Genomic DNA, 14,720 nt, shown 5'->3' with positions numbered 1-14,720 from the left:
TGCGGCGACAGTGAGTTAACTTTACTGCCGCCGCAATCTGCCGCTGTCAATAGTTGGAATGGGGTTTTCCTAAAAAGTCAGAAACTACTGTTACAGTATCTTATTTATACTTTCTCTGACTACAGCTTAATTCCACAATATAAATATTTCGTTTAATAGCATAACTGCTAGATTAGCCGACAGAAATCTTGGTGGCTGGCTATCAAGCAATAATAAACTTTATTCAGAGAGAATTTTTATGTGGTGGTTTAAACCGCTATTATTTATAGCCTGCCTAAACAGTGTGATATCCACAACTCAGGCAAGTATTTTAGTCAGCGATAGCGAGCTATTTATCGCGATGCAAAACCGTATCAAGTTGTTTGCCCATTCCGTCGAACTGCCGAATGCACTGGCTAATGCCTATAAAACTCTGACTTTCTCTCGTCATGGCGATCAATTGCAGATCAATAACCCCAGCCCATATAGCATCTCTTTTCACAGTCTGAAAGTTGGTGGCAACGAAATTAAAAGCGTCACCATGATTGCAGCCAAAAGTACGCTAACTCTTCATCTTCCTCCAGGTTATTCTGGTTCAGTAAGTTGGCAGGCCATTAGTGGCTTCGGCGGTATTTCACCGGTTGCTACCGCCATTATTCTGAATAAACCTAAGCGATGAATACTAGCCTTATTTTCCGCTGTACATACACCACTAAGCAGAACAGAAGATGATAATTAACTTAATACTTAACTGGGTGAAAAACCACAAACTTCCCTCTGCTGCCCAGCTAATTTTATTATTAATAGGTTTATGTGGGTTTATGCCATCCACCAGTTATGCCGATGTCCAATGTGATGTGACTAGTCCCGGTGAAATAAGAACAACCCCAGTTATCATGTATAATAATGATCCTGTCACCACTGAGAAACCGTTGTATATGCGCGGCAGTCGCATGGATTGTTTGTATACTCCCGCTCAAGAAAAAACAGGGAAATTAATTTTTGAAATAGACCCAGCCGCCACCAGTAATGCCACGTATCCTGAGATATTTAACACTAATTTAGCTGGAGTAGGTATTAAATACATTCTAACGGGTAATTCTAAATGCGCGATAAAGCCAAATACCACGATAATAAACTGTGATGTTAAATTCAAGAAATCCGAAAAGTTATTAATCCATTTTGTTATTAATAGACTATTTTTCAAAACAGGCCACCAGCAAGAATTTGGTACTATTAATCTCCCCCCTGGCAATATCAAATACTATCTGGAGGAGGATGGCCCGGCCACAGCCAAAAACCTGCCCGATATATTGGGTGCCGCCCAGGGGATAGTCAGCAAAAATGGCTGCACATTAGATACACCTAACCTTAATTTTGATTTAGGTGAACATAAGCAAAAAGCGTTTAGCGCTGTCGGTAGCCTTGGACGAGAGATAACCCAATCGATTATTTTATCCTGTGATCTCAAAACCAAATATAGCCTGACCGTTAATGGCGACGATGCGGGTAAATCGGGGGTGATTAAACTCACTCAAGAACCCGGTGTCGCTACCGGTATTGGCGTACAACTGTTTGCGGGTAAAAATAAGGAACCGATTATCTTGGGTAGCGCCAAAGAAATGGGAACTTCTGCCAACACAGGCACTGATTTAAAGGAAACTATCGATATCACTGCGCGTTATTACCAAACCGAAAATACTGTCACCCCTGGTGTAGCCAATGCCAGTGCCACCTTTACCATAACTTATGAATAGCAGTCTGGAGATCGGAACAGGTTTCGGTTGATAATAGTTCAGTTATCACTTTAACTGAGCAGCCTCAACTGAACCGGATCACTTCTTCAACACATCAACTAAAACAGTTTTAAATGTCAAAATTGTAAACTCCCCTCCCCAGCCCCTGACAATACTTTCATATTTCCTCCATTTTTATCCGGTAAATCCCCGCTAAACTAGTAACATAGATATACCCTTCATCTTTCAAGATACAGGTGTGTTGGCTGCATTCAATCACCCGAATCACTTACTTCAGTAAGCACATCGGGATTCTCTCGCTTGCCGCCTTCCTGAATCTCGAAATCTATTGGGTATTAATTTTTATTTTGCACCTGCGTGCGTATAAACAGATCAATAAAAGGGATTCTCCGCCATTATGAAAGCTCAATCCAAACGCACTTCCCGGTTACTGATGTTATTGGGGGTAGCGGTGGCGATTATTATTGCTGTGTTTGTCTGGCGTCATTTCAGTGCAGCCCCGCAGAGCAGTGCGCCCGGCGTACAACAAGCCGCGAGTGCCAACAGTTCCGCCCGCGCTGGGGGACGGCGTAATATGCCGATGTCTCCAGTACAAGCCGCCACGGCAACGGAACAAGCGGTGCCACGTTATCTCACCGGTTTAGGTACGGTGATTGCCGCCAATACCGTAACGGTCACCAGCCGGGTTGACGGTCAGCTCATGGCTATCCACTTTACCGAAGGCCAACAGGTCAACGCTGGCGACTTACTGGTCGAAATTGACCCGCGCCCATACGAAGTCCAACTGACCCAAGCTCAGGGGCAGCTCGCAAAAGATCAAGCCACACTGGATAACGCGCGCCGCGATTTAGCCCGCTACCAAAAATTGGCGAAAACTGGCCTGATTTCACAACAGGATCTGGATACCCAAGCCTCGCTAGTTCGCCAAAGCGAAGGCAGTGTAAAAGCTGACCAAGGGGCTATCGATAGCGCCAAACTGCAATTGACTTATAGCCGCATTACCGCGCCTATTTCCGGTAAAGTCGGGCTAAAACAAGTGGATGTCGGCAACTACATTACCAGCGGCACCGCCACTCCGATTGTGGTTATCACTCAAACACATCCAGTTGATGTGGTCTTTACCCTGCCAGAAAGTGATATTCCTGCCATTATGCAAGCGCAGAAAAATGCGGCAAAAAACAAGACTACTGTTCCCGTTGAAGCCTGGGATCGCACTAATAAACAGCTGTTGGCGCAGGGCTATCTGCTCAGTATTGATAACCAGATTGATACCACTACCGGCACCATTAAGCTAAAAGCCCGCTTTGCCAATGAGGATGACGTGCTGTTCCCGAATCAATTTGTCAACGCGCGCATCAAAGTGGATTTACTGCAAAATGCCGTGGTGGTTCCCACCGCTGCGGTACAGATGGGCAACGAAGGTAGCTTCGTCTGGACGTTAAATGACGAGAACAAAGTCAGTAAACACTTGGTTACTACAGGAATTCAGGATAGTAAACAAGTGGTTATCAGTGCCGGGCTGGATGCCGGTCAGCGTGTAGTCACTGACGGTATTGATCGCCTGACGGAAGGTTTACAAGTTGAAGTGGTGACGCCGCGCTCAGCGGATTCCACGCCAACCGATGCAGCAGAAAAGCCCGCTACGGATGGGAAAGCCACACACCGCAGGGGCGGAAAACCCGCTACAGATGCCTCTGCGGGCAGTACCACAACTGCGGCGGAGAAATCCTGATGCAAGTGATGCCTCCAACGCCGGGCGGTGGGCCATCACGGCTATTTATCCTGCGCCCTGTTGCCACCACCTTATTTATGGTCGCCATTTTGCTAGCAGGGATTATCGGTTATCGCGCCTTGCCGGTTTCCGCCCTGCCGGAAGTGGATTACCCCACCATACAAGTGGTCACACTCTATCCCGGCGCGAGTCCGGATGTGGTGACCTCTTCGATTACCGCACCACTCGAACGCCAGTTTGGTCAGATGTCTGGCTTGAAACAGATGGCGTCCCAAAGCTCCGGTGGTGCGTCGGTTATCACCTTACAATTCCAGCTCACTTTGCCACTGGATGTAGCCGAGCAGGAAGTGCAGGCGGCGATTAACTCTGCCACTAACTTACTGCCAAATGATCTGCCTTATCCACCGATTTACAGCAAAGTGAATCCGGCGGATCCGCCGATTCTGACGCTGGCCGTCACCTCCACCGCCATCCCGATGACGCAAGTGGAAGACATGGTGGAAACCCGCATTGCGCAAAAGATCTCGCAAGTCACCGGCGTCGGTTTGGTCACCCTTTCAGGTGGGCAGCGCCCTGCCGTGCGGGTCAAATTGAATGCCCCGGCGGTAGCGGCTTTGGGGCTGGACAGTGAAACCATTCGCACCGCCATCAGCAATGCCAACGTCAACTCCGCCAAAGGTAGTCTGGATGGGCCAACCCGCTCAGTAACCTTATCCGCCAACGACCAGATGAAGTCGGCTGAGGATTACCGCGACCTGATTGTTGCTTACCAAAATGGCGCACCGGTCCGCTTACAAGATGTCGCCACTATCGAGCAGGGCGCAGAAAATAACAAACTGGCGGCTTGGGCCAATACCCAGCAGGCCATTGTGCTGAATATCCAGCGCCAGCCGGGGGTCAATGTGATCGCCACCGCCGACAGTATTCGCGAAATGCTGCCGGAGCTGATCAAAAGTCTACCTAAGTCGGTTGATGTTAAAGTGCTGACCGATCGCACCACCACTATCCGCGCCTCGGTCAGTGATGTGCAGTTCGAATTATTGCTGGCCATTGTGTTGGTGGTGATGGTGATTTACCTGTTCCTGCGTAATGCCGCGGCCACGATTATCCCCAGTATTGCTGTGCCGTTGTCATTGATCGGGACGTTCGCCGCGATGTATTTCCTCGGTTTCTCAATCAACAACCTGACATTAATGGCGTTGACTATTGCCACTGGCTTTGTGGTCGATGACGCCATTGTGGTGATTGAGAATATCTCGCGCTATATCGAAAAAGGCGAAAAACCGCTGGATGCCGCGCTGAAAGGGGCTGGTGAGATTGGCTTTACCATTATTTCACTGACGTTCTCATTGATTGCCGTATTGATTCCACTGCTCTTTATGGGTGATATCGTCGGCCGCCTGTTCCGTGAGTTTGCGGTGACATTGGCGGTGGCAATCCTGATTTCAGCGGTGGTATCCCTGACACTGACGCCAATGATGTGCGCGCGCATGCTCAGTTATGAATCACTGCGCAAGCAAAACCGCCTGTCACGCGCCAGTGAGAAATTCTTTGACTGGGTGATTGCTCATTATGCGGTGGCGCTGAAAAAAGTCCTTAAGCACCAATGGATAACTTTAGGTGTCGCGCTGAGCACCTTAGTGCTGACGGTATTGCTTTACCTCATCATGCCCAAAGGATTTTTCCCCTTACAGGACAACGGCTTGATTCAAGGTACGCTGGAAGCGCCACAATCAGTTTCATTCAGTAATATGGCGGAGCGCCAGCAGCAAGTGGCCGCTATCATCTTAAAAGATCCGGACGTCGAAAGCCTGACCTCGTTTGTCGGGGTGGATGGCACCAACGCCACACAAAACAATGGCCGGTTACAGATTAACCTTAAACCATTGGAGAGCAGAAAGGAGCGCATCCCAGAGATCATTACCCGCTTGCAACAGAGTGTATCCGGCGTTCCGGGTATTAAGCTCTATTTGCAGCCGGTACAAGATTTGACTATCGATACCCAACTGAGCCGCACCCAATATCAGTTCACGCTGCAAGCAACCTCATTGGAGGAGCTGAGCACCTGGGTGCCGAAACTGGTCAGTGAATTGCAGCAACAAGCGCCATTCCAGGATGTGACCAGCGACTGGCAGGATCAGGGTTTGGTGGCGTTTGTGAATGTGGACCGAGATAGCGCCAGCCGTCTGGGGATCACTATGGCAGCGATCGACAACGCATTGTATAACGCATTTGGTCAGCGGCTAATTTCTACCATTTATACCCAAGCCAATCAGTATCGGGTGGTATTGGAGCATGACGTCAAAGCCACGCCGGGGCTGGCGGCCTTCAATGATATTCGCCTGACCGGCAGTGATGGCAAAGGCGTACCATTGAGCAGTATTGCTACCGTCGAAGAACGCTTTGGGCCGCTTTCTATCAACCATTTAAATCAGTTCCCGTCAGCGACCATCTCATTCAATTTGGCACAGGGCTATTCTCTGGGTGAGGCGGTGGAGGCCGTGACACAAGCGGAGCAGGCCATTCAACTGCCGGCGGACATCACGACGCGTTTCCAAGGCTCGACACTGGCGTTTCAGGCCGCACTCGGCAGTACGCTATGGTTGATTATTGCCGCAATTGTGGCGATGTATATTGTACTCGGCGTGTTGTACGAGAGCTTTATTCACCCGGTCACTATCTTATCTACCCTACCGACCGCCGGTGTCGGCGCGTTGTTGGCTCTGATGTTGACCGGCAATGAGCTGGATGTGATCGCCATTATCGGGATCATTCTGCTTATCGGGATCGTGAAGAAAAACGCCATCATGATGATCGACTTTGCGCTGGCCGCCGAGCGGGATCAGGGTATGACGCCGTATGATGCAATTTATCAGGCCTGCCTATTGCGTTTCCGCCCGATTCTGATGACCACCCTGGCCGCGCTGTTTGGCGCATTGCCGCTGATGCTCAGTACTGGGGCCGGTGCCGAACTGCGCCAGCCGCTCGGGGTGTGTATGGTCGGTGGGCTGATTGTCAGTCAGGTACTGACTCTGTTTACCACACCGGTTATCTATCTGTTGTTCGATAAACTGGCACGCAATACCCATAGTCATCAGGATATTGATACACCAGGATTGCCGAATGGACGGGAACAGCCGTGAAATTCTTTACTCTGTTTATTCAGCGCCCGGTGGCTACCACTCTATTGACACTGGCGATAACGCTAAGCGGGGTGATCGGCTTTAGCTTATTGCCGGTCTCACCACTGCCGCAGGTCGATTACCCAGTGATTATGGTCAGCGCCTCCATGCCCGGCGCGGATCCGGAAACGATGGCGTCATCCGTTGCCACACCACTGGAGCGCGCACTGGGAAGAATTGCTGGGGTCAATGAAATGACCTCAACCAGTTCATTGGGTAGCACGCGGATTATCCTGCAATTTGATCTTAGCCGCGATATTAATGGTGCAGCTCGCGATGTGCAGGCCGCACTCAACGCCGCTCAGAGTTTGCTCCCATCAGGGATGCCCAATCGCCCGACCTATCGCAAGATGAACCCGTCGGATGCGCCGATCATGATAATGACCCTGACATCGGATACTTTCAGTCAGGGGCAATTATATGACTTTGCCTCGACCCAACTGGCACAGAAAATTGCTCAGACCGAGGGCGTCAGTGATGTCTCGGTCGGTGGCAGTTCCCTGCCAGCGGTGCGGGTAGAACTTAATCCAAGTGCGCTGTTCAACCAGGGCGTGTCACTGGATGCGGTGCGTCAGGCGATCAGTGCCGCTAACGTGCGGCGCCCACAAGGTTCAATCGACAGCAGTGATCAACATTGGCAGGTACAGGCCAATGATGAGATCAAAACTGCCGAGGGTTATCGACCACTTATTATTCACTACAACAATGGCTCACCGGTGCGGCTACAAGATGTCGCCAATATCGTCGATTCTGTGCAGGATGTGCGCAATGCCGGGATGTCCGATGGTAAACCGGCCGTACTGTTGGTAATCAGCCGTGAGCCGGGCGCAAATATTATTGCCACCGTCGACCGAATTCGTGCCGAACTCCCTGCCCTGCGCGCCTCAATCCCCGCCTCAATTGAGTTGAATATTGCTCAGGATCGCTCGCCGACTATCCGCGCCTCACTGGATGAAGTGGAGCGATCACTGGTGATCGCCGTGGCATTGGTAATTTTGGTGGTGTTCCTGTTCCTGCGATCGGGTCGCGCTACCTTGATTCCCGCTGTCGCCGTGCCGGTTTCGCTGATCGGTACCTTTACTGCCATGTATTTGTGCGGTTTTAGCCTCAATAACCTGTCGCTCATGGCGCTAACCATCGCCACCGGTTTTGTGGTTGACGATGCTATCGTGGTGCTGGAAAACATTTCTCGCCATTTGGAAGCTGGTGTGAAACCGATGGTTGCTGCCTTACGCGGGGTACGTGAAGTCGGTTTTACCGTGCTGTCGATGAGTATTTCTTTGGTGGCGGTGTTTATTCCGCTGCTGTTGATGGAAGGATTACCGGGGCGATTATTCCGTGAGTTTGCCGTCACATTGTCGGTGGCAATTGGTATCTCACTGGTTATTTCGTTGACTCTAACGCCGATGATGTGCGCCCATTTATTACGTGCACAACCGGCAGGGAAACAACAACGTATTCGCGGGTTCGGTAAAGTACTGCTGGCTATTCAGCAAGGTTATGGCCGCTCGCTCAATTGGGTGCTGGGCCATACACGCTGGGTGATGGTTGTGCTGCTTTCCACTATTGCTCTGAATGTTTGGCTCTATATCAGCATTCCAAAAACCTTTTTCCCCGAGCAGGATACCGGCCGCATGATGGGCTTTATTCAAGCCGATCAAAGTATTTCGTTCCAGGCAATGCAGCAAAAACTGAAAGATTTCATGAAAATTGTCAGTGCTGACCCTGCGGTCGATAATGTTACCGGCTTTACCGGTGGTTCGCGCACCAACAGTGGCTCGATGTTTATCTCGTTGAAACCACTGAGTGAACGCAGCGAAACGGCGCAACAAGTGATTACTCGGTTGCGTGGGAAATTAGCAAAAGAGCCGGGAGCCAGTCTGTTCCTGTCTCCCGTCCAAGATATCCGTGTTGGTGGCCGACAATCTAACGCCAGCTATCAATTTACGTTATTGGCCGACGATTTAGCGGCTCTGCGTGAATGGGAACCGAAAGTGCGGGCCGCCTTGAGCAAGCTACCGGAGCTGGCCGATGTTAACTCCGATCAGCAGGATAAGGGCTCAGAAATGGCCCTGACCTACGATCGTGAAACCATGGCACGGCTGGGTATTGATGTGTCAGATGCCAATGCGTTGCTCAATAACGCCTTTGGCCAGCGGCAAATTTCCACCATTTATCAGCCGTTGAACCAATACAAAGTTGTGATGGAAGTCGCGCCTCAATACACGCAAGATGTGAGTTCGCTGGATAAGATGTTTGTGATTAACAGCGCAGGCCAGTCTATCCCGCTGTCCTATTTCGCTAAATGGCAGCCCGCCAATGCGCCGCTGTCGGTTAATCACCAGGGCTTATCGGCCGCTTCGACTATCTCATTTAACTTGCCCGATGGCGGTAGCTTGTCTGAAGCGACGGCAGCCGTTGAACGAGCAATGACAGAACTGGGCGTGCCAAGTACAGTGCGTGGCATGTTTGCCGGTACGGCACAAGTATTCCAGGACACCTTGAAATCCCAGCTCTGGCTGATTATGGCGGCGATCGCCACGGTGTATATCGTGCTCGGGATTTTGTATGAAAGTTATGTCCAACCGCTGACCATTCTTTCAACACTGCCCTCCGCCGGAGTCGGGGCATTACTGGCGCTGGAGTTGTTCGATGCGCCCTTTAGCCTTATCGCCCTGATTGGCATCATGCTATTGATTGGTATCGTGAAAAAGAATGCCATTATGATGGTCGACTTTGCCCTTGATGCGCAACGCAATGGCAACCTTAGCGCCCGCGATGCCATTTTCCAGGCCAGCCTATTGCGCTTTAGGCCGATTCTGATGACCACCTTAGCTGCCTTATTCGGTGCGCTACCACTGGTGTTAAGTAGCGGCGATGGTGCAGAACTGCGCCAACCGCTGGGGATTACCATTGTCGGCGGGCTGGTGATGAGCCAGTTGTTGACCCTGTATACCACTCCAGTGGTTTACCTCTATTTTGACCGGCTGCGCAGCCGCTTTAGTAAAAAGCCATTAATGAGACTGGAATAATGGCATTCGTTACATTACCCGGTCAGATTGGGCCATTAGTCGGGCCTGCGCTGGGCGGACACAAAGGATTAGGCTTGCCGCCACTGGCGATTGCCGGTCTGGTATTGTGCGGAATATTCGCGCTGGCCGGTTACTGGTGGCATGCCAAAGGTAACAGTTCGGCACTGTTCCCACTGCGGTTGTTCAACAATAAATCTTACTCTCTTGGCCTGATAGGCAGCATGAGCGCCCGTATCGGTAGTGGCATGTTGCCGTTTATGACGCCCGTTTTCCTGCAAATCGGGCTGGGATTTACCCCCTTCCATGCCGGTTTGATGATGATCCCAATGATTATCGGCAGTATGGGTATGAAGCGAATTATCGTGCGCGTAGTCAACCGTTTCGGCTACCGGCGGGTGTTAGTCAGTGCAACATTGCTGCTGGCGGCCGTCAGTCTCAGCTTCCCATTGGTAGCTTTGATGGGGTGGACATTACTATTACCGATCGTGTTATTTTTCCAGGGAATGCTCAATGCCCTGCGCTTCTCCACAATGAATACATTAGCGCTGAAAGATTTACCCAATCGTTTGGCCAGCAGCGGCAATAGTTTGTTGTCGATGGTGATGCAGTTATCCATGAGTCTGGGAGTCAGTACCGCGGGGATATTGCTCGGCGTATTTGCTCACAATGAAGCTGTCACAAACACACCGGCGACTCACAGTGCGTTCTTATACAGCTATATCTGTATGGCGATTATAATCGAGCTTCCCGCCCTGATATTTAACCGCGTGCCACCGGATACCGGCACTAACCGTAATCTGCCTCGCGCATCCGCGAAAACGGCCAACCGATAAAACAGGTGGAAATATCATGAGAATCGGCATTACCGGAAAACTGTTTATGGCGATATTTGCCACTTGTATGCTGGTGCTCATTACTATGCATTGGGGTGTTAGAGCCAGCTTTGAGCGCGGTTTCATCGATTATATCAAGCAAAGTAATGAACAAAGGATAGCTATGCTGGGGGATGCGCTTGAAGTGCAATATCAGCGCTACGGTAACTGGGACTTTCTGCGTAACAATGACCAAGTTATCTATCAGATAATGAAGTCTTTTGAGAAAAGTAGTGATAACAACCGCAACATGCCTCCGCATGGCTGGCGTGCCCAGTTTTGGGTGGTCGACAGTCATAATAATCTGCTGGCAGGCCGTACCGACCGGGTGCCTAAAGAAGCCAGCCGCCAGCCGATAACGGTAAATAAGCAGGTGGTGGGCTGGGTGATGTCAACTCCCCCAGAAAAACTGACTCGTAATGCTGATATTAACTTTGACAGGCAACAGCGCCGCACCAGTTGGATTATTGTCGGGCTGTCGACCTTACTGGCTGCCGCCGCCACCTGGATTTTATCGCGCGGCATGTTAGCCCCAGTCAAACGTCTGGTAGAGGGAACTCATCGGCTAGCGGCGGGCGATTTTAGTGCTCGCGTCGCTGTCAGTAGCCGTGATGAGCTGGGCCATTTGGCGCAAGATTTTAATCAGCTTGCCAGCTCATTGGAGAAAAATGAGCAGATGCGGCGCGACTTTATGGCCGATGTCTCACATGAGTTACGCACTCCGCTGGCGGTACTGCGCGGTGAACTGGAGGCGTTGCAAGACGGTGTCCGTGCGCCCACCCCAGAATCGTTAATTTCACTGCAAGCCGAAGTCGGGATACTGACCAAATTGGTTAATGACTTACACCAGCTCTCACTTTCCGACCGGGGTGCGTTGGCTTACCGTAAAACACAGCTCGATGCGGCCCGTCTGCTGCAAATTGCCATTGCCAGCTTCCGCGGCCGTTTTGAAAGCAAAAATATCACCCTCACTAGCCACTTTCCGGAACAAGCGGTGATGTTCGGCGATCCCGATCGGCTAAACCAATTGTTTCACAATCTGCTGGAAAATAGCCTGCGCTATACCAACGAAGGCGGCCAGCTAGACATTAGCGTACAACAAGAAGAAGAGACCTTGACGCTGCGCTGGCAGGACAGTAAACCCGGTCTGAGCGATGAGCAGTTACAACGTATTTTTGAGCGTTTTTATCGCACCGAAAGCTCGCGTAATCGTGCCAGTGGCGGCTCGGGGTTGGGATTGGCGATTTGTCACAACATTGTCGAGGCGCACGGGGGGAAAATTAGCGCCGAACATTCGCCTATGGGTGGTCTGCGGATTACGGTAGTATTTCCCCTATTCCATTCAATAGGGTAATTCATGTCATGCACGAACCGCTTCAGTCTGCCAGCCAGCCTGGCACCGTATTGATTGTTGAAGATGAACCCAAGCTCGGCCAGCTATTGGTCGATTATCTACAAGCGGCGGGTTACAGCACTCAATGGCTTACCAATGGAGCCGAAGTAGTCGCCGCTGTTCGTCAGTCTCCTCCGGCTATTATTTTGCTGGATCTGATGTTACCCGGCAGTGATGGCATCAGTATTTGCCGTGAAATTCGCCGTTTTTCCGATGTTCCAATCATGATGGTCACGGCGAAGACAGAAGAAATTGATCGATTATTGGGATTAGAAATTGGTGCTGACGATTATATCTGCAAACCATACAGCCCACGGGAAGTGGTGGCTCGGGTCAAAACTATCTTGCGCCGCTGCCAGCAACAGCGGGAACAACCCAGTGAGAGTGCGCCGCTGCTTATCGATGAATCCCGCTTTCAGGCAAGCTATCAGGGGCATCTGTTGGAACTGACCCCGGCAGAGTTTCGTTTGCTGAAGATCCTGGCGACCCAACCCGGCCACGTTTTTAGTCGCGAACAACTACTGAATAATCTTTATGACGATTATCGTGTGGTAACTGACCGCACTATCGACAGTCATATTAAAAACTTACGCCGTAAACTAGAAGCACTTGATGGAGAGAAGCCATTTATTCGCGCGGTTTATGGAATGGGGTATCGCTGGGAAGCAGAGATCTGCCGTTTACTGTAATGTCGCCTTCACAAAATCTGCATTATGTTGGTGGTGTATGAGCCCTTGACTACACTGATTAGAGATACCACCACCAACAGGAGAAACATTATGGCCACGGGTCACTATGAGATTAAGAAGGCAAAGAATGGGCAGTATCATTTCAATCTGAAAGCCAGTAATGGCGAAATCATTCTCACCAGTGAGATGTATGCCAGTAAAGCCTCTGCTGAAAACGGCATATCATCGGTGCAAAGTAACTCCCCACTGGAAAGCCAATATGAGCTAAAGCACAACACCAAAAATGAGCCTTATTTTGTGTTGAAAGCGAAAAACCATCAGGTTATCGGTGTTAGTGAATCCTACAGTTCCGAAACTGCCGCTAAAAAGGGTATTGCCGCGGTGATAAAAAATGGCCCGACCACCATTATTAAAGATCTAACACTGTAATTTTATTGATTCTATACCGCTATCTTACCTACGTATCCTAATAAAAATGTATTCGCGCGGGGCTATTTACCGCGCCTTTCACTCCTTAGGTTGATCCAGATCATTTAAACCTTACAAAAATTGTGCGATGGCTGATTTTCATGGTTGCCAAGGTTACAATCCTCGGCTTTTAACCACCCCCTCGGGCGTGGTTCTGACTTGAACTCAGACTGAGAGTCGTTATATGTCTTTAACAAAAGTATCAGCATCTTCAAAAAACATGCCTTTTACACCAGAATTATTATCCCCGGCCGGTACCCTTAAAAACATGCGTTATGCCTTTGCTTATGGCGCAGATGCCGTTTATGCCGGACAGCCGCGCTATAGCCTGCGGGTGCGTAATAATGAATTCAATCACGAAAATCTGGCATTAGGTATTCAGGAAGCCCATGCTTTGGGCAAACGCTTCTATGTAGTGGTGAATATAGCCCCCCATAACTCCAAGCTGAAAACCTTCCTACGTGATTTAAAACCGGTGATTGATATGGGGCCTGATGCCCTAATTATGTCTGACCCTGGTTTGATCATGATGGTGCGTGAAGCTTTCCCACAGATGGACATCCACCTGTCAGTACAAGCTAACGCCGTGAATTGGGCGACCGTTAAATTCTGGCAGCAGATGGGGCTGACGCGCGTAATACTTTCTCGTGAATTATCGCTGGAAGAAATCGCTGAAATCCGCGCACAAGTACCTGACATGGAACTGGAAATTTTTGTTCACGGTGCGCTTTGCATGGCCTATTCTGGCCGTTGCCTGCTCTCCGGCTACATCAACAAGCGCGACCCGAATCAAGGAACTTGCACCAATGCCTGTCGCTGGGAATATAACGTCCAGGAAGGCAAAGAAGATGACGTTGGCAATATTGTACATATTCATCAGCCAATTGCCGTTAAGAATGTCAAGCCTACACTAGGTATCGGTGCTCCTACCGATAAAGTCTTTATGATAGAAGAAGCTCAGCGTCCAGGTGAATATATGACGGCCTCGGAAGATGAGCACGGCACATACATCATGAACTCCAAAGACCTGCGCGCGATTCAGCATGTGGAGCGCCTGACCAAAATGGGGGTGCATTCGCTGAAAATTGAGGGCCGGACTAAGTCATTCTATTATTGTGCTCGTACCGCACAGGTGTATCGCCGCGCAATTGATGATGCGGTGGCCGGTAAGCCTTTCGATCCAACGCTACTTACCACCCTGGAAGGGCTGGCTCATCGTGGTTACACCGAGGGCTTCCTGCGCCGTCATGCCCACGAAGAACAGCAAACTTACGAATACGGTTATTCGGTTTCAGAACGTCAGCAATTTGTCGGCGAATTTACCGGTGTTCGCCGTGATGGGCAGGCTGAAGTGATCGTCAAAAATAAATTCTCAGTCGGTGATAGTGTTGAGCTGATGACTCCCAATGGTAATATCCAGTTTATCCTTGAAAGTATGCAAGATAAAAAGGGCCAACCGGCAGATGTTGCTCCAGGTAACGGGCATATCATGTATTTGCCGATTCCAGAGGATATTAATGTGGAATATGGCTTGTTAGTTCGGAATCTGGACGGGACAAATAGCCGCAATCCCCATGAAAAAGCGTAACGAGAAGCAATAAAAAAATAATGCCATC

At 50.1% G+C, this 14,720-nt stretch carries 9 protein-coding genes and 1 pseudogene; all 10 read left to right on the top strand.

Annotation, left to right across the window (positions count from 1 at the left end):
- Positions 1–238: 238 nt before the first annotated feature.
- The 10 genes and pseudogenes from ACF3VQ_RS05805 (at position 239) to yegQ (ending at position 14,692) form a co-directional block, all read left to right on the top strand.
- A complete protein-coding gene (locus ACF3VQ_RS05805) occupies positions 239–658 on the top strand; it encodes a molecular chaperone (RefSeq protein ID WP_392433772.1) in 420 nt (139 codons plus the stop codon).
- Between the two features lie 142 nt (positions 659–800).
- Complete coding sequence (locus ACF3VQ_RS05800) at positions 801–1,736, top strand: fimbrial protein (RefSeq protein ID WP_392433771.1); 936 nt, start codon at positions 801–803, stop codon at positions 1,734–1,736.
- 397 nt (positions 1,737–2,133) lie between these two features.
- Complete coding sequence (locus ACF3VQ_RS05795; protein WP_392433770.1) at positions 2,134–3,468, top strand: MdtA/MuxA family multidrug efflux RND transporter periplasmic adaptor subunit; 1,335 nt, start codon at positions 2,134–2,136, stop codon at positions 3,466–3,468.
- Positions 3,468–6,611, top strand: a complete 3,144-nt coding sequence (locus ACF3VQ_RS05790) for an MdtB/MuxB family multidrug efflux RND transporter permease subunit (protein ID WP_392433769.1) — start codon at positions 3,468–3,470, stop codon at positions 6,609–6,611. The genes ACF3VQ_RS05795 and ACF3VQ_RS05790 overlap by 1 nt, the downstream gene beginning before the upstream one ends.
- Positions 6,608–9,682: a multidrug efflux RND transporter permease subunit MdtC gene (gene mdtC / locus ACF3VQ_RS05785; protein WP_392433768.1), complete on the top strand. Its 3,075-nt coding sequence runs from the start codon at positions 6,608–6,610 to the stop codon at positions 9,680–9,682. Before ACF3VQ_RS05790 ends, mdtC begins: the two co-directional genes overlap by 4 nt.
- Positions 9,682–10,515 (top strand): annotated as a pseudogene (mdtD, locus tag ACF3VQ_RS05780) (multidrug transporter subunit MdtD); the annotation flags it as partial. The gene mdtC and the pseudogene mdtD, both read left to right, overlap by 1 nt.
- A gap of 16 nt (positions 10,516–10,531) precedes the next feature.
- A complete protein-coding gene (gene baeS / locus ACF3VQ_RS05775; protein WP_392433767.1) occupies positions 10,532–11,908 on the top strand; it encodes a two-component system sensor histidine kinase BaeS in 1,377 nt (458 codons plus the stop codon).
- 8 nt (positions 11,909–11,916) lie between these two features.
- Complete coding sequence (baeR, locus tag ACF3VQ_RS05770) at positions 11,917–12,636, top strand: two-component system response regulator BaeR (RefSeq protein ID WP_174849067.1); 720 nt, start codon at positions 11,917–11,919, stop codon at positions 12,634–12,636.
- A gap of 90 nt (positions 12,637–12,726) precedes the next feature.
- Positions 12,727–13,065 (top strand): YegP family protein, encoded by a 339-nt coding sequence (locus tag ACF3VQ_RS05765; protein ID WP_392433766.1) that lies wholly within the window; start codon positions 12,727–12,729, stop codon positions 13,063–13,065.
- A gap of 307 nt (positions 13,066–13,372) precedes the next feature.
- Complete coding sequence (yegQ, locus tag ACF3VQ_RS05760; protein ID WP_392435461.1) at positions 13,373–14,692, top strand: tRNA 5-hydroxyuridine modification protein YegQ; 1,320 nt, start codon at positions 13,373–13,375, stop codon at positions 14,690–14,692.
- The last annotated feature ends 28 nt before the right edge of the window (positions 14,693–14,720 follow it).

The organism is Yersinia fenwicki (genome assembly GCF_043099325.1).
Lineage (GTDB): Bacteria > Pseudomonadota > Gammaproteobacteria > Enterobacterales > Enterobacteriaceae > Yersinia.
This window is presented reverse-complemented; position numbering and strand designations above follow the sequence as displayed.

Excerpts from the sequence above, each read along its gene's own strand:
- ACF3VQ_RS05805 (WP_392433772.1), top strand. The coding sequence starts at position 239 with ATGTGGTGGTTTAAACCGCTATTATTTATAGCCTGCCTAAACAGTGTG.
- ACF3VQ_RS05800 (WP_392433771.1), top strand. The coding sequence starts at position 801 with ATGCCATCCACCAGTTATGCCGATGTCCAATGTGATGTGACTAGTCCC.
- ACF3VQ_RS05795 (WP_392433770.1), top strand. The coding sequence starts at position 2,134 with ATGAAAGCTCAATCCAAACGCACTTCCCGGTTACTGATGTTATTGGGG.
- ACF3VQ_RS05790 (WP_392433769.1), top strand. The coding sequence starts at position 3,468 with ATGCAAGTGATGCCTCCAACGCCGGGCGGTGGGCCATCACGGCTATTT.
- baeS (WP_392433767.1), top strand. The coding sequence starts at position 10,532 with ATGAGAATCGGCATTACCGGAAAACTGTTTATGGCGATATTTGCCACT.
- baeR (WP_174849067.1), top strand. The coding sequence starts at position 11,917 with ATGCACGAACCGCTTCAGTCTGCCAGCCAGCCTGGCACCGTATTGATT.
- ACF3VQ_RS05765 (WP_392433766.1), top strand. The coding sequence starts at position 12,727 with ATGGCCACGGGTCACTATGAGATTAAGAAGGCAAAGAATGGGCAGTAT.
- yegQ (WP_392435461.1), top strand. The coding sequence starts at position 13,373 with ATGCGTTATGCCTTTGCTTATGGCGCAGATGCCGTTTATGCCGGACAG.